Below are 20,302 nucleotides of genomic sequence, written 5' to 3'. Positions count from 1 at the left end.
CGCATGAAGCACATCATCATCCTCGGGGCCGGGCAGGTCGGGCAGTCGCTGGCGGAGGCGCTGAGCGCCGACGGGATCGACATTACGGTGGTCGATTACCGCGCCGAGATGCTGGCGGAGCTGGAGGATCGTTTCGACATCAAGACCGTGCACGGCTTTGCCGCGCACCCCTCGGTGCTGGAGGCAGCCGGTGCGCAGGACGCGTCCATGCTGATCGCGGTTACCAACTCGGACGAGACCAACATGGTCGCCTGCCAGGTGGCCTCCACGCTGTTCAATATCGAGACCAAGATCGCCCGTGTGCGGGCCCGCGACTATCACGAGACCCCGGCGCTGTTCGCCCAGGACGCGATGCCGGTGGACATGCTGATCTCGCCCGAGGCCATCGTGACCAGCCACATCCAGCGCCTGATCGAGCACCCCGGGTCGCTCCAGGTGCTGGAATTCGCCGAGGGCCGAGTTTCGCTGGTGGGGGTGCGCGCCTACTACGGTGGCCCGCTGGTCGGGCACGAGCTGAAGAATCTGCAAAACGACATGCCGGGCATCCAGACCCGGGTGGCCGCGATCTTCCGCAAGGATCGCTCGATCCAGCCGGATGGTTCCACGGTGATCGAGGCCGATGACGAGGTGTTCTTCGTCGCGGCGAAGAAGAACATCCGCGCGGTGACCTCGGAGCTGCGCAAGCTGGAAAAGCCCTACAAGCGAATCATGGTGGCCGGTGGCGGCAACATCGGCGAGCGCCTGGCCGAGACGCTCAGCAAGCGCTACCGGGTCAAGGTGATCGAGCGCGATTCCGAGCGTGCCGATCATCTGGCGCGGACGCTACCCAGCAATGTCCTGGTGCTGCACGGGGACAGCTCGGATGACCGCTTCCTCGAATCCATCAACGTCGAGCACAGCGACGTGTTCTGCGCGGTCACCAACGACGACCAGGCGAACATCTTCGCCGGGATGCTGGCCAAGCGTTGGGGCGTGCGCAAGGTGATGTCGCTGATCAATCGGCCGAGTTACGTGGACCTGCTGCAAAGCGGGACGATCGATGTCGCGATCTCGCCACAGCAGGCGACCATCGGTGCGCTGCTGGCGCGGGTGCGCGAGGGCGGAACCGCCACCGTGCATGCCCTGCGCCGCGGTGCGGCCGAGGCGATCGAGACCGTGGTCAACGGCGATGCCCGGACGTCGCAGGTGGTCAGCCGCCGGATCGACGAGATCGACTTTCCCGAGGGCACTCGCGTCGGAGCGGTGGTGCGGGGCGAGGAGGTCATCATCCCCCATCGCGACACGGTCATCGAGGCCGGAGACCACGTGATCCTGTTCGTGACCGATCGGCGCAAGGTGAAGCAGGTGCAGCGCCTCTTCCAGCCCACGGCGCTGTTTTTCTAGGCGCAGCGCGCGGATGCTCCATCTCGCCTCCACGGCCCGGCTGCTGGGTGTCCTGCTGACGCTGTTCAGTCTGGCGATGCTGCCGCCGGCGGCCATCGGCTTTCTGTACGGGGAGTCCACCGCGTACGTGTTCCTGCAGGCCTTCGCCCTCCTGTTGCTGATGGGCGGTCTGCTGTGGGCGCCGCTGTACCGCATGCGCCAGGACCTGCAGGCGCGCGACGGCTTCATCCTGGTGGTGCTGTTCTGGCTGGGACTGGGGATCGCCGGGGCGACACCGCTGTACCTCGATCCGAACCTGCACGTGTCCTTCACCGATGCCGCCTTCGAGTCGATGTCCGGGCTGACCACGACCGGCGCCACCGTGCTGACCGGGCTGGATGATCTGCCGCGGGCGCTGCTGTGGTATCGCCAGCAGCTGCAGTGGATGGGCGGCATGGGGATCATCGTGCTGGCGGTGGCCATCCTGCCGCTTCTGGGCGTGGGCGGCATGCAGCTGTTCAAGGCCGAGACCCCGGGGCCGATCCGCGACAACAAGCTGACGCCGCGTATCGCCGAGACCGCGCGCAACCTCTGGTACATCTACCTGGGCCTGACCGTGGCCTGCGCGCTGGCCTACTGGGCCGCCGGCATGGATGCCTTCGATGCGATTGCGCACTCCTTCACCACCGTGGCGATTGGTGGCTTTTCGACCTATGACGCCAGCATCGGTCATTTCGACTCCGTGGCGATCGAGATGGTCGCCATCGCGTTCATGGTTCTGGGCGGGATGAACTTTGCTCTCCACTTTCTGGTGCTGCACCGCGCGACCTGGAAGCCTTACCGGCGGGACGAGGAGTTACGCGCCTACCTCCTGGTGCTCGGCTCGGCGATCGTCCTGGTGGTCGGTTTCATGCTCTGGAGCGGGTTTACCGATCAGTTCGGGGATGCATTGCGCCGCGGGGTCTTCCATGTCGTGTCCATTGCGACCACGACGGGCTATGCCACAGACAGCTTCTACCTGTGGCCCGGTTTCCTGCCTGTGCTGTTGATCCTCCTGTCGTTCATCGGTGGCTGTACCGGTTCCACCGGTGGTGGCATGAAGGTGGTGCGCGTGCTGCTGCTGGTGAAGCAGGGGCTGCGCGAGATCAAGCGTCTGATCCACCCGCACGCGCGGATCGCCGTGAAGGTCAACGGGAAGGAGGCCCCGGATCGCGTCGTGCAGGCGGTGTGGGGCTTCCTGGCGGCCTACGTGATGGTGTTCGTAGTGATGATGCTGGGGCTGATGGCATCCGGTCTGGATCAGGTCACCGCGTTCTCGGCAGTGGCGGCCTCGCTGAACAACCTGGGTCCCGGTCTGGGCGAGGTCGGGCCCAACTTCCAGTCGATCAACGATTTCAGCAAGTGGGTCCTGGTGGTTGCGATGCTGATGGGGCGCCTGGAAATCTTTACCGTTCTGGTGCTTCTGTCGCCCGCCTTCTGGCGGCGTTAGCCTGACTGTACGTATCGGCACGCGCCGAGGGAGGTACCCCATGAGCGACATGATCGAACGCTTCCAGAATATGCTCGACGGCGGCCAGGATTCCGCCATGCTGCGTTTCTCGCTGGGCAATGCCCTGGCGACCGATGGCCAGCTGGAGGCCGCAGTGCCCCATCTGCAACGGGCGCTGGATCTGGACGGCGGCTATTCCGCGGCCTGGAAGCTGCTGGCGAAGACGCTGGTGGAGCTGGAGCGCCCCGAGTCGGCCCTGTCCACCTGCGAGCGCGGTATCCGCGTGGCCACCGAGAAGGGTGATCTGCAGGCCGCGAAGGAGATGGAGGTCTACGCCAAGCGCGCCCGCAAGCAGCAGGCCGCCACGGACGGGCCCACCGACGGTGCCGGGGGCGCATGAGCGCTGTCGACGACGAAACCGGGCGGCGCGAGGGTGCTGGTGCCTACCAGGCCCCGCTGACCGCCGCGCACTTCGCCCCGCGTTACTGGGGCAGCTGGCTGTTGCTGGGCCTGGCCTGGGTGCTGCAGGAGTTGCCGCGCCCGGCCGTGCGCGGTCTCGCCGGCGGGCTGGGCCGGCTGATTCGCCGGTTGGCCGGGCGCAGTCGGGCGGTGGTCGAGCGCAACCTGGAGCTGTGCTTCCCGGCGATGAGCGCCGCGGAGCGCGCCCAGCGCCTGGAGGCCTATTACCGCTACCAGGCGCAGACGGCGCTGGACTACGGGTTGCTGTGGTTCGGCAAGCCCGGCCAGCACGCCGCCCGCATTCGCATCGAGGGTCTGGAGCACTACGAGCGCCTGCGCTCCGGCGGGACGCCAGTGATCATCCTGGCGCCGCATTCCCTGGGGCTGGATTACGGCGGCGTGCGCATGAGTCAGATGTTCGACGGCGTGTCCTTCGCCAAGCCGATGAAGAACCCGGTGCTGGAGTGGATCAACCACCGCAGCCGCACGCGCTATTCCGGCGATATCTTCGCCCGCGGCCAGGGCCTGCGCCCGGCCATTCGCCAGCTCAAGCGCGGTCGCTTCTTCTATTACCTGCCGGACGAGGACCTGGGCGCGGAGGGCGCGGTATTCGTGGATTTCTTCGGTGTGCAGAAGGCCACGCTGACCGCGCTGGCGCGTCTGGCGCGCATGTCGAAGGCGGCGGTCCTGCCCAGCTTCGCCTGGTATGACGCGGCGGCGGACCAGTACGTGATGCGCCTGTGGCCGCCCCTGGAAGACTATCCCTCGGGGGATGATGCCGTCGATGCGCGGCAGATGAACGCCGCCATCGAGCGTGGCATCGAGCAGGCCCCGGCGCAGTACCTGTGGTCCATGCGCCTGTTCCGCACCCGGCCCGAGGGCGAGCCGCGCCTGTACCCCGCGCGCGAGCGCTGATCCCGCCCGCATGCCCGAGGGCGACACGATCCACAAGCTGGCCGCCGCGTTGCGGCCGGTACTGGAGGGCGCCACGCTGACTGCGGTAGCGACCCGCGCCCGGCGCGGCGATCCGTTGCTCGAGCATGGCGCGATGACCGCCGGGACCGTGCAGGCCCGGGGCAAGCACTTGTTGCTGGATCTTGCAGCTGCGGATGGCCGGCCGTGGCAATTGCGCACCCACCTGGGGATGTACGGGACCTGGCACCAGTACGCCCCGGGTGTCGCCTGGCACAAGCCGGCCTCCAGTGCCTGGGCCATCCTCAGCCTCCCGGAGCGGGTGCTGGTCTGCTTTCATCCTCGCGAGCTGCAGTGGCGCCCGCGCACGGCGGGGGCGGCGGATGTCCCGCGTCTGGATGCCCGTGTCGGCCCTGATCTGCTGGACCCGGCGATCGACCTGGATGCCGTGGTCATGCGGGTGCGGACCGTCGCGGACCCGGCGCGCCCGATCCTGGATGTGCTGCTGGATCAGTCGCTGGCGGCGGGCATCGGGAACATCTACAAGTCAGAGGTGCTGTTCCTGCAAGGCTGTCACCCGCTGTGGCCTCTCGGGCAGGTATCGCAGCGGGTGCTGGCGGGGCTGTACCGCGATGCCGAGCGGCTGCTGCGGCGCAACCTGAAGCCGGGTCCGCGCATCACCCGCGAGCGCGCGGAGGAGGGGGCGTTCCTGAACGTCTATGGCCGCCGTGGCGAGCCCTGCCGGCAGTGCGGCGCACCGGTCGAATATGCCCTGCTGGGCGAACACGGCCGCTCGACGTACTGGTGCCCTGTTTGCCAGCCGAGGGAACCCGTCGCCTGAACACAGGTACCAATGGACATCGGACCGAACAAGGAGCGAGCCATGAGCAAGCGCCAACATATCCTGGGACGTGTAACGGTGGTTCCCATGACCGTGGGCCTTCTGGTGGCATGCACCGGGTCCTCCGGGGTCTCGGCCGAGGGCCTGGAGGGCGGGCAGCAGGATCTGCAGGTCAGCGTGCTGCACGAGGAACTGAATCACCCCTGGGCCATCGCCTTCCTGCCCGACGGCGGTGCACTGATCAGCGAGCGCCCGGGCACCCTGCGCTGGTTCGAGGACGCCGAGGCCTTCGATGGGCAGGGCGCGCTGGTCCCGGGGTTGCCGGACGACCTGCAGGCGCGCAACCAGGGCGGTTTGCTGGATCTTGCCCTGCATCCGGAGTTCGCCGAAAACCGCTGGCTGTACTTCACCTACTCGGCGAGCGTGGAGGGCGGACTGACGACCCGCCTGGCGCGTGGGCGCTTCCAGGATGGCGAGCTGCAGGACGTGGAGACGCTGTTCACCGCCGAGCCGGGTGTCAGCGGCGGCCGCCACTTCGGCAGCCGCATCGTGTTTGACCAGGCCGGGTACGTGTACATCAGCGTGGGTGACCGCGGCGATCGCGATCATGCGCAGGACACCTCCACCCATATCGGCAGCATCATCCGGCTGCATGACGATGGTTCGGTGCCGGATGACAACCCGTTGGTGGATGAACCCGACGCCCGCCCGGAGATCTGGGCCTGGGGTGTGCGCAACCCGCAGGGCATGGTGATGGACCCCGAGACCGGCACCTTCTGGCAGAACGAGCATGGCCCGCGCGGGGGTGACGAGGTCAACATCATTGAACCTGGCCTGAACTACGGCTGGCCGGTCATTACCCACGGCGAGGAATACCGTGGCGGCCAGGTGGGCGAGGGTCTGACCGAGAAGGAGGGGATGGAGTCACCGCTGCATCACTGGACGCCTTCCATTGCCCCGTCCGGCATGGCGATCCTGCGCGATCCGGCCTTTGCCGACTGGGATGGTGACCTGCTGGTCGGCGGACTGGCGCACCAGACACTGCGCCGCCTGACCTTCGACGGGCGCGACCTGGTCAATGAGTCCGAGGTGCTGCCGGATCTGGATCGCCGTGTGCGCGACGTGCGCGTGCACGAAGGCGCAATCTATGTACTGACCGACCACAACCCGGGGGAGCTGATCCGGCTCACCCCGGCCGACTGATGGAGTCGCCGATGTTCGCATTTTCCGAGCCGCGCATGCCCGCGCCCGAGCAGGCCTTGTCCGGGCGCGAGGAGCCGATGCCGGTTCCCGAGCGCCACATGGTGCTGGGAACCCCGTTGGCGCCGCCATACCCCGAGGGCATGCAGGTGATTCAGTTCGGCATGGGCTGCTTCTGGGGCGCCGAGCGCCTGTTCTGGCAGCTGGACGGGGTGTACTCCACCAGCGTCGGTTACGGTGGGGGCTATACCCCGAATCCAACCTATCGCGAGGTATGCAGCGGCCAGACCGGGCACACCGAACTGGTGCGTGTGGTATTCGATCCGCGGCGAGTCGACCTGGATGCGCTGTTCCGCACCTTCTGGGAAGGCCACGACCCGACCCAGGGCATGCGCCAGGGCAACGACGTCGGTACCCAGTACCGCTCCGCGATCTACACCACCGATGCCGACCAGCTGGCGGCCGCCGAGACCAGCCGCCAACGCTTCCAGGCCGCGCTGGACAGGGCGCGGGGCGGAACGATCACCACCGAGATCGTCGAAGGGCCGGCGTTCTATTTCGCCGAAGAGGATCACCAGCAATACCTGGCCAAGGTCCCCCACGGCTACTGCGGCCTCGGCGGCCTCTCCGTGCCGTACCCGGTCTAAGCGCCTGCCCTTCTTCATGTCTTCGTGCGCTTGGTGGTGAATCGGGTTTTAGCCTGTATTGGCGGCGGCCTGAACGAGGGCGTGGAACAGACGCTGGTGGCGGCGCTTCTGGGGCAGGTATTCCGGGTGCCACTGCACGCCGATGCACCAGCCGCGGTCGGCCTCGATCGCCTGTACCACGCCGCTGCTCTCGCGGCCGGCGACCCTTAGCCCGCGACCCAGGCCATCCACCGCCTGATTGTGCAGGGCGTTCACGTGTAGCGTGGCGTCGCCCAGGATGTCCGCCAGGTGGCTGCGCGGCTCCAGCTGGACCGGCTTGACCGGCAACAGGCTGCGGGCCTGTGGTGTTTCCACGTAGAACTCGCCCAGATCGCGCTGCAGCGTGCCGCCGCGCACCACGTTGACCAGCTGCATGCCGCGGCAGATGCCGAGGATCGGCCGGTGATCGTCCAGCGCGCGGTGGATCAGGGCCTTCTCCAGGCGGTCGCGGTCGACGTCCAGTACGCCGCCGTGCGACTGGAACAGCCGGCGCAGAAGCCACAGGGCCGGGTAGAAGAGGTAGCCGATCAGGCGCTGCGAGAGGCGGCGCTCCGCCTGGCGGATGGCGGCCGCATCCGGCCCGTCGGGCAGGGTCTCGCCGTAGAGCTCGGGGTCGACATCCGCCCCGCCGCCCACGATCAGTCCGTCGAACGGGCAACGGCCGCGCGGTCTCCCCGGACGCAACCGCAAAGGGCGGCCTCCCGCGCGCCACACCGCCAGGGCGGTGAACAGCCAGGCCGGACCCCCGCCCTGGTCCGGCCCGGTGATCGCGATCACCGGGCGACGGGCTTGGGGCGTGACCCGGCTGGTTGCATTGGGAGCCGAGTCAGAACCAGTCACGGAGGCGCTGGCTCCAGTCGTCGGCCCAGCGGCCGAGGGCCTGGCCGGGGCGGTCCAGGTATTCCCGCGACAGGCGCTCCAGGCGTTCCGGATCCGCCGCCAGACGTTCCACCTCGACCCAGCCATTGAACGGTCGCGCCAGGCTCCAGTCCGGGTCGTCGATCTCGCAGTTCGGCAGGCGGTAATGGAAGGCCGGGCGCGGTTTGATCAAGTCGTGTTCCACCGGTGCGGCGTTGACCCGTTCCGGGTCCAGGTGGGCAAACAAGGGCAACAGGTCCAGTGGTCGGTTGCGGGTCGGGCTGTGCGCCAGGTAGGCATCGATCAGGCCGGCCTGATCGGGTTGGAAGTCCGGGTCCAGCATGTGGCGTACAAAGGGCCCGGGAAACGCGCGAATGTAGGGCGACAGTCGCCGTGCCAGGTCGATTGCGCCGGCCGCGGTGAGGGCCTCGGCCATCAGCAGGAAGCTGCGCAGGATCGCCAGCAGCCACTCGGCATCGGTACGGTGGATCTCGATATTGATCTGCAACCCGAAGGCGTAGAGAAACGAGCGTTCGGTGCCCTGGGCGCCGGCCTCTTGCAGGGCCGCGCGTACCCGGTCCAGGCGGGGCAGGTCGGCCACCGGGATCGGCGGGGCCACGATTTCATGCGGGACCAGGCGGCCGGCGGCGTCGGCCAGCCAGCGATCCAGCGCCGCCTTGTCGGAGTCGTCCAGCGAGATGCCGAGGCGCGCGAGATGCTCGCGGTAGGCACGGTCCTTCAGCACCCGGGCGTCCAGTTCCAGCTGGAAGTCGCCGACATCGGTATCGCGCACGCGGGCGACGAACGCACTGTCCGGCACGATCTCCCCCCCGAATTCGGCCTTTACTGCTTCGGCCATAATCTCCAGCGAGACCCCGGCCATCTCGATCTCTACCCCGATGCGACGCGGTTCGCCCTCGGGGCTGTCGGGCCACGGGAGGTCGTGGAAGGGCTCGCTCATGCGTGTCTCGAAGCCGTGCAAGGAGAGCTCCATGATAACGGCTCGGTGTACCTCGTGCGGCCCGGGCAGTAGGATAGGCGCCGACCTACAGGAGCCCGCCGAGCCCATGGATCGAATCTATCTGCGCGACCTCGAAATTGATGCCGTTGTCGGTGTCTACGACTGGGAACAGCGGATCCAGCGCCGCCTGCGATTCGACATCGAACTGGCGGCGGATACCCGCATCGCCGCCTATTCCGGCGAGATCGGCGATACCGTCGATTACGAGGCGGTGGCCAACGCGGTGCGTGCCATCGTCACGCGCGAGCCGCACGCGCTGCTGGAATCCCTGGCCGAAGAGATCGCCGAGGCCCTGATGGCCCAGTTCGGCACCCCCTGGGTGCGCATCAAGCTGGGCAAGCCCGGGGCCGTTCCCGGTGTACGCGAGGTCGGCATCGAGATCGAACGCGGCACCCTCGCGACGTCCGACTAGCCCCTCTTCTCCTGCGGGTCCTTCCGGCCCGCTTTCCTGTCTCTTGTTCCGCGTCTGCCCCGTGCGGAGGCCGGACCGTGTTCACACTTTTTGTTGAGCGCACGCTTTTGGTGCGTGTGCACTTTTAGTGCGCACCATCCAGAGGCAAAACCTCGTGGTTCGGCCGCAACACGTGTTGTGAAAAGCCGATTTTGCTCCCTTTTGGTACTTGGCACAGCCCGTGCAAGGACCGGGTGTCGACTACGCGACACTCGATTGACCAATCTGGGAGATGACCAATATGAAGAAGTTCACCCGTTCCGCGCTGGCCGCTGCTGTCCTCACCGTAGGCTCCACCGGTGGCGTCGCGTTTACCTCCACCGCCGCCGCGGAGCTGTCCGTGAACATTGGTGCGGTGTCCAACTACTACTTCCGGGGCTTTTCCGAAAGCGATGACGGTGCGGCCATTCAGGGCGGCATTGATTACGAGCATGCCTCCGGGTTTTACGCCGGAACCTGGCTGTCGAACGTCGATTTTGGTGATGACACCAGCTACGAACTCGATCTCTATGCCGGATTCGCCGACGAGTTCGCCAGCGGGTTCGGATATGACGTCGGTTACATCTATTACGCCTATCCCGACGCCCGGGATGATACCGGCTCCCTGAGCGCCGACTTTGGCGAGATCTACGGGGAAGTCAGCTTTGATACTGGCACCGTCGGTCTCTACGGCGGCATGGCCTATGTTGTTCACGACAGTGATGACTCGGCCTTGCAGGATGACGACATGTACTTCTACGCCGGTCTGGATATCCCGTTCATGGATGTCTACAGCGCCGGGTTCCTCGTGGGTCGTACCCGCTTCGACGATTCCGATGCCGAAAACTACACCCATTATACCGCCAGCCTGGCGCGCGACGCCGGGGACTGGGGCGAATTCAGCCTTAACCTCGAGTACGTCGACGAATCCGACGAGGACCTGGGCGCCTGGGTGGGCTGGTCCAAGACGTTCTGAAGCCGGCTATTACCTCTTAATGCAAAGGCGGGTCCGTGTTCCGACGGGCCCGCCCACAGGAGTCTGACATGAAGATGATTACCGCCGTGATCAAGCCGTTCAAGCTTGATGATGTTCGCGAGGCGATCTCGGAGATCGGCGTGCAGGGCATGACCATGACCGAAGTGAAGGGTTTTGGTCGCCAGCGCGGTCATACCGAGTTGTATCGCGGTGCCGAGTATGTAGTCGATTTTCTGCCCAAGGTGAAGCTTGAAGTGGCCGTTGACGAAAACCTGGTCGACCAGGTCGTCGAGGCCATTTCAAAGTCCGCCAGCACGGGCAAGATCGGCGACGGCAAGATCTTTATTACGCCGGTGGAGCAGGTCGTGCGCATTCGCACGGGCGAAACCGGACCGGAAGCGCTTTAAACCTTTGCCTTCCAGCGAATGAGGAATTTCAATCATGGAAATTGAACAGCAAGTTGTCGAACTCGCCTATGCGATGGACACCTTTTACTTTCTGGTGGCCGGTGCACTGGTGATGTGGATGGCCGCGGGCTTTACCATGCTCGAGGCCGGTATGGTGCGCACCAAGAGTGTGGCCGAAATCGCAACCAAGAATATCGCCCTGTATTCGATCGCCAGCATCATGTACATGCTGATCGGCTATAACATCATGTACAGCGATGGTCTCAGCTCCATCATCCCGGGGCTGGGCTTCCTGATCAGCGGCGACAACGCAGTCGCGGACGTGCTGGGTAGCGGTGGTGACATCTACTACTCCGATCGTGCCGACTTCTTCTTCCAGGTCGTGTTCGTGGCCACCGCGATGTCCATCGTCTCGGGTGCCGTGGCCGAACGCATGAAGCTGTGGGCCTTCCTGGCCTTTGCGGTCGTGCTGACCGGCTTCATCTACCCGATCCAGGGCTTCTGGAGCTGGGGTGGCGGTATCCTCGACCAGATCGGCTACCTCGACTACGCCGGTTCCGGCATCGTCCACTTCACGGGTGCCGCTGCGGCGCTGGCCGGTGTGTTGCTCCTCGGGGCGCGCAAGGGCAAGTACGGCGCGGATGGCAAGATCAACGCCATTCCGGGTTCCAACATGCCGCTGGCCACGCTGGGTGTGCTGATCCTGTGGCTGGGTTGGTTCGGCTTTAATGGCGGGTCCGAGCTGAAGGTGTCGGACATCGAGTCCGCCAATGCCGTGGCCGCCGTGTTCGCCAACACCAACCTGGCCGCGGCCGGGGGTGTGGTGGCCGCGCTGATCACCACCCGTCTGATCTTCGGCAAGGCCGACCTGACCATGGCGCTGAACGGAGCGGTTGCGGGGCTGGTGTCCATCACTGCCGAGCCGCTGATGCCCAGCCCGGTCCTGGCGATGATCATCGGTGCCGTTGGTGGCGTGATCGTGGTGTTCTCGATCGTCGCCCTCGACAAGCTGAAGATCGACGACCCGGTTGGTGCAATCTCCGCGCACGGGACGGCCGGTATCTGGGGCGTGATGGCGGTCCTGCTGTCCAACCCGGATGCGACCTTCTTCGGCCAGATCGTGGGCCTGCTCGCCATCTTCGTGTTCGTCTTCGTGGCCAGCCTGATCGTCTGGGCGATCCTCAAGGCGGTGATGGGCATCCGCCTGAGCGAAGAGGACGAAGCCATGGGCGCCGATATCGCCGAGTGCGGTCTCGAGGCCTACCCGGAGTTCACCGGGAAGCAATAAAGCCTCTTAACCTGAAACCGGGGTCGGGCCGTAACCCGGCTCGATCCCGATACATCGTCTCCTCCGACGCCGACAAGACAGTCTCCCAGGACTTGGATGTTGGCCTTTGGGCGCCCCTTTATCGGGCGCCCTTTTTTTGTTCGGCACACCCTGTGGGAGCGGGCTTGCCCGCGACCCCCCCGCCCGCGGCGGTTCTTGCGACTGATGCCCGCGGGTTACTAACACCCCGGCCGGCTCTCTTCCCAGCAAGCAGCGTCTCCCGGTCCGGCCATTCATCCCCGTACCCTGGCTTCGGGTACGATCCCGCTTTTGCCGCACCGGAAGCCTGTCGCATGGATCGCCTGCTGGACGTCCGACAACTGAAAACAGCCCAGCTGGGCCCGCTGGACCTGGCGGTTCAGCCGGGCGAACTGGTGCAGGTCACCGGCGCCTCGGGTGCCGGCAAGTCCCTGCTGTTGCGCGCCCTGGCGGATCTCGACCCCAGCACGGGGGAGGTGATGCTGAACGGCGAGGCGCGCGACGCCATGCTGCCGGTCCAGTGGCGCCGGCGCGTGGCCTATGTGCCGGCCGAGACCGCCTGGTGGGGCGAGCGCGTGGACGAACACCTGCCGGCCGATTTCTCGCGCGAGGCGGCCCTGCACCTGCTGGAACAGGTCGCGTTGCCCGAGGCCTCGCTGGGGTGGGAAGTCGAGCGTCTCTCCAGCGGCGAGAAACAGCGCCTGGGTCTGGTGCGCGCGCTGCTGAACCGGCCCCGTGTCCTGCTGCTGGACGAGCCCACCGCCAACCTGGACCTGGAGAACACCAAGCGCATCGAGCGCGCGGTGCGGGCGTACTTGGCCGAAGAAGAGGCGGCGGCACTATGGGTCAGTCATGACACGCTGCAGCGCCAGCGTCTGGGTGGGCGCATCCTGACCATTCGCGATGGCCAGTTGGAGGTTAACGCGTGGACCTGATCTCGCTTTCCGCGCTGGATCTGACGCTGGCGGCGCTGCTGGTTGTCGCCCTGGCTGGGCTGACCATCTGGGCGCGCATGGGGTTGGGGCGCAGCCTGCTGATCGCCGGGGCGCGCACCGTGATCCAGCTGCTGCTGATCGGCCTGGTGCTGCAGACGCTGTTCGACCACGCGCACCTGGGCTGGGTGGCGCTGATGGCGCTGGTCATGGTGTCGATCGCCGGCTACGAGGTGATGGCGCGCCAGCAGCGCCGTTTTTCCGGGCTGTGGGGCTACGGGATCGGTGCGGTCACCATGTTCGTTTCGGCCTTTGCCGTCACCGTGCTCGCGCTGACCACCATGGTGGGACCCTCGCCCTGGTGGGAGCCGCAGTACGCCATCCCGCTGCTGGGGATGCTGCTGGGCAACACCATGACCGGCATCGCGCTGGGGCTGGACCGCCTGACCCAGACGGTCTGGCGCGAGCGCCGCACCATCGAGGCCCGCCTGGCGCTGGGCTCGGGTTGGAGCGAGGCCGTCGCCACCATGCGCCGCGAGGCTGCCCGCTCCGGCCTGATGCCGACCATCAACGCCATGGCGGCCGCCGGCATCGTTAGCCTGCCAGGCATGATGACGGGCCAGATCCTTGCCGGCGCCCCGCCGGTGGAGGCGGTCAAGTACCAGATCCTGATCATGTTCCTGATCACCGCCGGAACCGGCTTCGGCACCCTCGGCGCGGTCTGGTTCGCCTCCCGCCGCCTGTTCGACACCCGCGAGCGCCTGCGCCTCGACCGCCTCAAGCCGGGCCGTCACACGTAGCCCTATCCGCCCGAACGGTGCATTTCGCATTCGCTCAATGCGCCCTGCGACGCGCGGCCGAGCCCTCGTAGGATGCGCTGAGCGCAGCGAACCGCATCACATGGCGTGGGTTTCGCGACCCCCTGCGCGTGCAGACCCTACGAGCCGCGTTTCAGATCTCGATAGAAGTTTTCGTGTGTGCCCAGCAGGAGCAGGAGGCGCGTGGTGGGGTCGTACTCGTAGGCGAGCAGCATCAGTTGCTCGCGCGACTTGAATTTGTGGACCATGATCCCGGCCAGATCCCCTTTCTTGCTGGTGCCGATCTCGGGATTGCGGACGATCTCGGCAACCGCGGCGTCTACGTCGGCCTTCTGGGCGGGATGGAGGCGCTTGTAGGCGCGCCGGAAGCGAGTGCTTTGCAGCACCTCCACGTCCGCGGCCATTAGTCGCGTTTGCCCTCGGGGGTGAACGGGGTGGCGAGTTCCCGGCCCTCGGCACGAGCGATCAGCAGTTCGCAGACGAAGTCGATGGGCAGGTCCGGGTTGTCCATGGCGGTGCGTCCCACTTCGGCCCAGAACTCGATCTGACCAGCGATGGTCCGGTGCTCGGCCTTGGCGTGGGCCCGGGCCTGCTGATACAGCGTCTCATCAATGCGGACGGGCAAACTCATGGCGTGCCTCCTCTACTACAAATGTAGTCAGATTAGCGCGGCCCTGCATGGTTCGCAATCACTGGATCGGTGCATTTCGCATGCGCTCAATGCGCCCTACGACGGACGCTAGTCGGAGCCCCCGTAGGATGCGCTGAGCGCAGCGAACCGCATCACAGGCGTTGGCTGGAGCCCCTGGGCTGGCAAAAAACCACCGGGGCGGCTGGTTCCGTCAGGCGAACAGCTTGCGGCGGAAGAACTCGGGCGTGGCACCGGCGGCGCGGTGGATGGCGGCGTTGTAGTAGTGGGTGACAAACGTCGCCTCCTCGGCTGCTTCCTCGCGCAGGAAGGACACCGGGGCGTCCTTCGCCGCGATGGTGCAGGTCCACCAGCCAGAGGGGTAGGTGGGTTGTGGGAAGTGCATCGTCAATGCATCGATGAAGCCGGCCGCGCGCAGGCTGTCGTGCATCGGGCGGATGATGCTCTCGGTATGCAACAGCGGCGATTCGCTTTGCTGTACCAGCAGGCCATCCGGGCCCAGGGCCTTTACGCAGTCCTTGTAGAAGGCGGTGGAGAACAGGCCCTCGGCCGGGCCCACCGGATCGGTGGAGTCGACGATGATCACGTCGACGGAGCCGGGCGTGGCGTCCTGCAGGTACTGCACGCCGTCGTCGAACAGGAGCTGGGCGCGCGGGTCGTCGTTGGCGTCGCACAGCTCCGGGAAGTACTGCTCCGCCAAGCGGGTGACGCGCTCGTCGATATCCACCTGCACGGCCTTTTGAACTTCGTCGTGCTTGAGCACTTCGCGCAGGGTGCCGCAGTCGCCGCCGCCAATAATGACCACGTTCTTCGGGGCGCTGTGCGAGTAGAGCACCGGGTGCGACATCATCTCGTGGTAGATGAAGTTGTCGCGCCCGGTGAGCATCACGCAGCCGTCGATCACCATCAGGTTGCCGAAGGCCTCGGTCTCGTAGATCTCGATCTTCTGGTACGGGGTCTGTTCTTCGTGCAGCTTCTGCTTGATGCGCAGGGACAGCGCCATGTTTTCGTGCGGTTCGCTGAACCAGTTGTTGTCGAGTGCCATTGGGCGGCTCCCCTTGCGGATGCGGTGGACGGTATGATGCGCCGCTATGATAGTGCCCTGTATCCTGCGGGCAACTCTGAACCTCCCCGTCATTGCGAGGAGCCGTAGGCGACGAAGCACAAAAGCAGCTTAGCTGCGTTGAGCGGCCGCCGGCCGGCCCGAAGGGCGAGCGTAGCGAGTAATCTCCTGAACGAGGGCAGTGCGTTTGGTTGCGCTGCTCGCCCTGGACGTTCCGGTGGACATGGAAGGCGATTGCCGCGTCGCTTCGCTCCTCGCAATGACGGGGATATACCCGCTGTGAAACCCGGAACCGCCATGTCTGTCACGCCCTGGAATCTGGATGAGGCCCGCGCCACCTACGGGATCGACCACTGGAATGGTGGCTTTTTCGATCTGAACGACGCTGGCCATGTGGTGATGCGGCGACCGGATTGGCCGGATCACCCGGGTGTCGATCTGCATGAGCTGGCCGGGCGGCTGCGCGAGGAGCATATCGGGCCGCCGGTGCTGGTGCGTTTCCAGGACGTGCTGGACGGGCGTGTGCGCCGCCTGGCGCGGGCCTTCGATGCGGCCGCACGCGAGCTGGACTACCAGGGCGCGTTCACGGCGATCTATCCGATCAAGGTGAACCAGCAGCGCAGCGTGGTGGATCAGATCCTGGCGGCGGGCGATGCGCCGGATGCCGAGGGCTTTACCCCGAGGGTGGGGCTGGAGGCCGGCAGCAAGCCGGAACTGATGGCCGTGCTCGCGCAGTCGCGCCCGGGCGCCGCGATCATCTGCAACGGCTACAAGGACCGCGAATACGTGCGTCTGGCGCTGATCGGGCGCCAGCTCGGTCACCGCGTCTACATCGTGATCGAGAAGCCCTCGGAGCTGGAGGAGGTCATCCGCCAGGCCGAGAACATGGATATCGCCCCGCTTCTGGGGCTGCGCGTGCGCCTGGCGTCGATCGGCAAGGGCAAATGGCAGAACACTGGTGGCGAGAAGGCCAAGTTCGGCCTGTCCGCGGCGGATGTGCTGGGCATCCTCGAGCGCCTGCGTGGCCTCGGCTGGCTGGATCGGCTGCAGCTGCTGCACTTCCACATGGGGTCGCAGATCGCGAACATCCGCGACATCCAGAATGGCATGGGCGAGGCGGCCAGTTACTTCGCGGCGCTGACCGAAGCGGGTGCCGCGCTTCAGGTGGTGGATGTCGGCGGCGGCCTGGGTATCGACTACGAGGGGTCGCGCTCGCGCAACGAGTGCTCCATTAACTACTCGGTGGAGGAATACGCGCTGAACATCCTGCGCCCGCTCAAGCGCATCTGCGAGGAGCATGATCTCGCCATGCCCGAGGTGTTCAGCGAGTCGGGGCGGGCACTGACCGCGCATCACGCGGTGCTGATCACCAACGTGATCGACTGCGAGCCGGCACCGGGGGATGGTGCTATCCCGCCCGCGCCGGACGACGAGCTGCCCGAGATCGCCGCGATGCGGGCGCTGCTGGACGAGCGCGGGCGCCCGGCCTCGGAGATCTATCACGACGCCGCCTTCGGCCTGTCCGATCTGCAGGCGCGCTTCGCTCGCGGGATGCTGTCGCTGGCGGACCGGGCCCGCGCCGAGGCGATCTATTTCGCCCTGTGCCAGCGGCTGCTGGCACAGCCGGATGCGCTGCCGGCCGAGATCCATGCCGAGCTGACGGACAAGCTGGCGGACAAGGTTTTCTGCAATTTCTCCGTGTTCCAGTCGATCCCGGATACCTGGGCGATCAACCAGATCTTCCCCATCATGCCGCTGCACCGCCTGGACGAGGCCCCGACCCGCCGCGCCGTGCTGCAGGATCTGACCTGTGACTCCGACGGCCACATCGAGCACTACGTAGAGCGCGAGGGCACGCACACCACCCTGGCGCTCCACCCGTGGAAAACGGGCGAGGCCTACTATCTCGGCATCTTCCTGGTCGGGGCCTACCAGGAGATCCTCGGCGACTTGCACAACCTGTTCGGCGACACCGACACGGTGAACGTGGAGCTGACCGAGCAGGGCGGCTACCGCCTGCTGAACCCCGAGCGCGGCGACACCGTGGACGAGCTGCTCTCCTACGTGCACTTTGCCCCGGACGACCTGCGCCGCGCCTTCCGCGCCAAGATCGATGCCATCGGCCTGCGCGGCGAGGCCGCCGGGCGCCTGCTGGCGGAACTGGAACACGGCCTGACCGGCTACACCTATCTCGAGGACTGAACCCATGCAGTGTTACGTCTATCGCGCGACCAAGCGTGCCGATACCTATGTGTATCTCCCGGAGAAGGATGATTTCTCCGAACTCCCCGAGGGCGTGGTTCGGGCGCTCGGTCGCCTGGAGTTCGCGCTGGAATTCGAGTTGACCCCGGAACGCACCCTGGCCCAGGAAGACCCGCAGAAGGTCCTCGCCAACCTGGATGAGCAGGGCTTCCACCTCCAGTTCCCGCCTCCGGAAGAAGACCGCTAGCCCTGACCTAGCCGCTTGGGCCCTTGCCGTCGACCTGGGGGGAGGGACCCTCTCCGTCACCCCGGATCGTTGCATATCGTCGTCACCCTGCCGCTGGCGCCCTCTTCGGCGTCCTGGGCACCGGCCTCTCCCCCGTCATCCCGGACACCGCGCAGCGGTGATCCGGGATCTCGTGCGCCGTGGTCTGGCCAGGCCTTGGGGGTATCCGGCGTGGGAGATCCCTGCTCTTCGCTGCGCTGCGGCCGGGATGACGACGTGGGAGCACCGCATGGTCGCGGCGAGCTGCGGCCGGGATGACGAGGTCGCTCGGCATTGTCGGGGCGAACTGCGCCGCGCTTTGGCCGGGATGACGGGGGCAAGCGCGCGGAGCCTGCGCTGAAAACGTGGAAGTCTCAGCGCGCCAACGCATAACTCTGTATAGTGTCGGCCCTTTTGCCAGTATCTAGAGTTTGCATTCCATGACCGAGAAGCTTCGCAACATCGCCATCATCGCCCACGTTGATCATGGCAAGACCACGCTGGTCGACCAGCTCCTGCGCCAGTCCGGCACCCTCGACAAGCGTGGCGACCACGGCGAGCGGATCATGGACTCCAACGCCATCGAGAAAGAACGCGGGATCACCATCCTGGCCAAGAACACGGCCATCGAATGGCAGGACTACCGCATCAACATCGTCGACACCCCCGGACACGCCGACTTCGGTGGCGAGGTCGAGCGCGTGCTGTCGATGGTCGACTCGGTGCTGCTGCTGGTAGATGCGGTGGACGGCCCGATGCCGCAGACGCGTTTCGTCACCCAGAAGGCCTTCGCGATGGGCTTCAAGCCGATCGTCGTGGTCAACAAGATTGACCGCCCCGGCGCGCGCCCCGACTGGGCCGTGGATCAGGTGTTCGACCTGTTCGATCGCCTGGGCGCGACCGACGAGCAGTTGGATTTCCCGATCGTGTTCGCCTCTGCGCTGAACGGCTTTGCCGGCATGGATTCCAGCGTGACCGAAGGCGACATGACCTGCCTGCTGGAGACGATCGTCAAGCATGTCTCGCCGCCGAACGTCGACGCGGACGGGCCGTTCCAGATGCAGATCTCCTCGCTGGACTACAACAGTTACCAGGGCCTGATCGGCATCGGTCGCGTGAAGCGCGGGCGCATCAAGCCGAACACCTCGGTCAAGATCGTCGACCGCGAAGGCGGCATCCGCAATGGCCGCATGCTGCAGATCATGGGCTTCCACGGCCTGGAACGTGTGGAGGTCGAAGAGGCCCGCGCCGGCGACATCATCACCTTCACCGGGATGGACAAGCTGTTCATCTCCGACACCCTGTGCGATCCGAACCACGTCGAGGCGATGGAGCCGCTGACCGTCGACGAGCCGACCGTCAGCATGACCTTCCAGGTGAACACTTCGCCGTTGGCCGGCCGCGAGGGTAAGTACGTCACCTCGCGTGTGCTGCGCGATCGCCTGCAGGAAGAGCTCAAGCACAACGTCGCCCTGCGCGTCGAAGAGGCCGAGGACCCGGACAAGTTCAAGGTGTCCGGCCGTGGCGAGCTGCATCTGGGCATCCTGATCGAGAACATGCGCCGCGAAGGTTACGAGCTGGCGGTCGCGCGTCCCGAGGTGGTCATCAAGGAAGTCGACGGCGTGAAGCAGGAGCCCTACGAACACGTCACCGTGGACGTCGAGGAAGAGCACCAGGGCACCGTCATGGAAAAGCTCGGCGAACGCCGCGGCGACATGACCAACATGGTCCCGGACGGCAAGGGCCGCGTGCGCCTGGACTTCATCGTCCCGTCGCGCGGGCTGATCGGCTTCCAGACCGAGTTCATGACGGCCACCTCCGGCACCGGCATCCTGCACCACGTTTTTGACCACTACGGCCCGTATCAGAGCGGTGCCGTGGCCTCGCGCCAGAACGGCGTGCTGATCGCCAATGCCGCCGGCAAGGCGCCGGGCTTCGCCCTGTTCAACCTGCAGAGTCGCGGCAAGATGTTCATCGGCCCCGGCGAAGAGGTCTACGAGGGCATGGTCATCGGCCTGCACTCGCGCGAGAACGACCTGGTCGTGAACGCGCTCAAGGCCAAGCAGCTCACCAACGTGCGCGCCTCCGGCACCGACGAGAACATCCAGCTCACGCCGCCGATCCGCATGACGCTGGAACAAGCCATCGAGTTCATCGATGACGATGAACTGGTCGAGGTCACCCCGGAAAGCCTGCGCATCCGCAAGAAGTTCCTGCTGGAGCACGAACGCAAGAAGGCCTCCCGCGCCGCCTCGGCGTAAGGCCGACGCCAACGCCCCGCCAGTGGGCAGGGCAGACAGAAGCGCCCGGTCGGATCATCTGCCGGGCGCTTTTTTGTGTCTCGTCCGCTGGGACCACGATTTTCGTCATCCCGGAAATCGCAAAGCTATTATCCGGGATTTCCATGCCGCAACCCCCGGAGTTCA

General features: G+C 66.0%; 21 protein-coding genes. 16 read left to right on the top strand and 5 right to left on the bottom strand.

Annotated features, from left to right (window positions below; genetic code table 11):
* Positions 1–3 precede the first annotated feature (3 nt).
* The 7 genes from trkA to msrA are packed head-to-tail and all read left to right on the top strand — an operon-like array spanning position 4 to position 6,910.
* Positions 4–1,383 (top strand): Trk system potassium transporter TrkA, encoded by a 1,380-nt coding sequence (trkA, locus tag D575_RS0104100; RefSeq protein ID WP_018144642.1) that lies wholly within the window; start codon positions 4–6, stop codon positions 1,381–1,383.
* A gap of 13 nt (positions 1,384–1,396) precedes the next feature.
* Positions 1,397–2,851: a TrkH family potassium uptake protein gene (locus tag D575_RS0104095; protein ID WP_018144641.1), complete on the top strand. Its 1,455-nt coding sequence runs from the start codon at positions 1,397–1,399 to the stop codon at positions 2,849–2,851.
* Positions 2,852–2,891: 40 nt separating this feature from the next.
* A complete protein-coding gene (locus D575_RS0104090; RefSeq protein WP_018144640.1) occupies positions 2,892–3,251 on the top strand; it encodes a tetratricopeptide repeat protein in 360 nt (119 codons plus the stop codon).
* Positions 3,248–4,225 carry a lysophospholipid acyltransferase family protein gene (locus tag D575_RS0104085; RefSeq protein ID WP_018144639.1) on the top strand — a complete coding sequence of 326 codons (978 nt, stop codon included), beginning with the start codon at positions 3,248–3,250 and terminating at the stop codon, positions 4,223–4,225. The genes D575_RS0104090 and D575_RS0104085 overlap by 4 nt, the downstream gene beginning before the upstream one ends.
* Positions 4,226–4,235: 10 nt before the next feature.
* Positions 4,236–5,063: a DNA-formamidopyrimidine glycosylase family protein gene (locus D575_RS0104080; RefSeq protein ID WP_018144638.1), complete on the top strand. Its 828-nt coding sequence runs from the start codon at positions 4,236–4,238 to the stop codon at positions 5,061–5,063.
* Between the two features lie 42 nt (positions 5,064–5,105).
* Positions 5,106–6,266 carry a PQQ-dependent sugar dehydrogenase gene (locus D575_RS0104075; protein WP_018144637.1) on the top strand — a complete coding sequence of 387 codons (1,161 nt, stop codon included), beginning with the start codon at positions 5,106–5,108 and terminating at the stop codon, positions 6,264–6,266.
* An 11-nt stretch (positions 6,267–6,277) separates the two neighbouring features.
* The gene (gene msrA / locus D575_RS0104070) at positions 6,278–6,910 is read left to right on the top strand and encodes a peptide-methionine (S)-S-oxide reductase MsrA (protein ID WP_018144636.1); all 633 of its coding nucleotides are present in this window, start codon (positions 6,278–6,280) and stop codon (positions 6,908–6,910) included.
* Positions 6,911–6,958: 48 nt separating this feature from the next.
* Here msrA and D575_RS0104065 read toward each other — a convergent pair whose 3' ends face one another.
* On the bottom strand, positions 6,959–7,726 hold the full coding sequence (locus tag D575_RS0104065) for a gamma-glutamyl-gamma-aminobutyrate hydrolase family protein (RefSeq protein WP_018144635.1): 768 nt from the start codon (positions 7,724–7,726) through the stop codon (positions 6,959–6,961).
* Positions 7,727–7,775: 49 nt separating this feature from the next.
* Positions 7,776–8,801, bottom strand: coding sequence for an amidoligase family protein (locus D575_RS0104060; protein ID WP_018144634.1), 1,026 nt, complete (start codon positions 8,799–8,801; stop codon positions 7,776–7,778).
* A gap of 73 nt (positions 8,802–8,874) precedes the next feature.
* Here D575_RS0104060 and folB point away from each other — a divergent pair, with 73 nt between their 5' ends.
* The 6 genes from folB to fetB all read left to right on the top strand — a co-directional run bounded on the left by folB (position 8,875) and on the right by fetB (position 13,679).
* Positions 8,875–9,240, top strand: a complete 366-nt coding sequence (gene folB, locus D575_RS0104055) for a dihydroneopterin aldolase (RefSeq protein WP_018144633.1) — start codon at positions 8,875–8,877, stop codon at positions 9,238–9,240.
* Between the two features lie 280 nt (positions 9,241–9,520).
* Positions 9,521–10,234: a TorF family putative porin gene (locus D575_RS0104050; RefSeq protein ID WP_018144632.1), complete on the top strand. Its 714-nt coding sequence runs from the start codon at positions 9,521–9,523 to the stop codon at positions 10,232–10,234.
* A 68-nt stretch (positions 10,235–10,302) separates the two neighbouring features.
* On the top strand, positions 10,303–10,641 hold the full coding sequence (locus D575_RS0104045; RefSeq protein ID WP_012981610.1) for a P-II family nitrogen regulator: 339 nt from the start codon (positions 10,303–10,305) through the stop codon (positions 10,639–10,641).
* A 34-nt stretch (positions 10,642–10,675) separates the two neighbouring features.
* On the top strand, positions 10,676–11,929 hold the full coding sequence (locus tag D575_RS0104040) for an ammonium transporter (RefSeq protein ID WP_018144631.1): 1,254 nt from the start codon (positions 10,676–10,678) through the stop codon (positions 11,927–11,929).
* Between the two features lie 332 nt (positions 11,930–12,261).
* Positions 12,262–12,882 (top strand): ATP-binding cassette domain-containing protein, encoded by a 621-nt coding sequence (locus D575_RS0104035; RefSeq protein WP_018144630.1) that lies wholly within the window; start codon positions 12,262–12,264, stop codon positions 12,880–12,882.
* Positions 12,873–13,679, top strand: a complete 807-nt coding sequence (fetB, locus tag D575_RS0104030) for an iron export ABC transporter permease subunit FetB (protein ID WP_018144629.1) — start codon at positions 12,873–12,875, stop codon at positions 13,677–13,679. The genes D575_RS0104035 and fetB overlap by 10 nt, the downstream gene beginning before the upstream one ends.
* Positions 13,680–13,816: 137 nt before the next feature.
* On the opposite strand, the gene D575_RS0104025 is transcribed toward fetB, so the two are convergent.
* The 3 genes from D575_RS0104025 to speE form a co-directional block, all read right to left on the bottom strand.
* The gene (locus D575_RS0104025; protein ID WP_018144628.1) at positions 13,817–14,101 is read right to left on the bottom strand and encodes a type II toxin-antitoxin system RelE/ParE family toxin; all 285 of its coding nucleotides are present in this window, start codon (positions 14,099–14,101) and stop codon (positions 13,817–13,819) included.
* The gene (locus D575_RS0104020) at positions 14,101–14,328 is read right to left on the bottom strand and encodes a ParD-like family protein (protein WP_018144627.1); all 228 of its coding nucleotides are present in this window, start codon (positions 14,326–14,328) and stop codon (positions 14,101–14,103) included. The genes D575_RS0104025 and D575_RS0104020 overlap by 1 nt, the downstream gene beginning before the upstream one ends.
* Before the next feature lie 211 nt (positions 14,329–14,539).
* Complete coding sequence (speE, locus tag D575_RS0104015; RefSeq protein ID WP_018144626.1) at positions 14,540–15,391, bottom strand: polyamine aminopropyltransferase; 852 nt, start codon at positions 15,389–15,391, stop codon at positions 14,540–14,542.
* Between the two features lie 315 nt (positions 15,392–15,706).
* Between speE and speA the strand changes: the two genes are divergently transcribed.
* The 3 genes from speA (at position 15,707) to typA (ending at position 20,137) form a co-directional block, all read left to right on the top strand.
* A complete protein-coding gene (gene speA / locus D575_RS0104005; RefSeq protein WP_018144624.1) occupies positions 15,707–17,611 on the top strand; it encodes a biosynthetic arginine decarboxylase in 1,905 nt (634 codons plus the stop codon).
* 4 nt (positions 17,612–17,615) lie between these two features.
* Positions 17,616–17,858 (top strand): YcgL domain-containing protein, encoded by a 243-nt coding sequence (locus D575_RS0104000; RefSeq protein WP_018144623.1) that lies wholly within the window; start codon positions 17,616–17,618, stop codon positions 17,856–17,858.
* Between the two features lie 458 nt (positions 17,859–18,316).
* Positions 18,317–20,137 (top strand): translational GTPase TypA, encoded by a 1,821-nt coding sequence (typA, locus tag D575_RS0103995; RefSeq protein ID WP_017942636.1) that lies wholly within the window; start codon positions 18,317–18,319, stop codon positions 20,135–20,137.
* The last annotated feature ends 165 nt before the right edge of the window (positions 20,138–20,302 follow it).

It is taken from the genome of Thioalkalivibrio sp. AKL6, assembly GCF_000376905.1.
GTDB lineage: Bacteria > Pseudomonadota > Gammaproteobacteria > Ectothiorhodospirales > Ectothiorhodospiraceae > Thioalkalivibrio > Thioalkalivibrio versutus.
The sequence above is the reverse complement of the archived record's forward strand: the minus strand, read 5'-3'. Positions and strand labels throughout refer to the sequence as shown.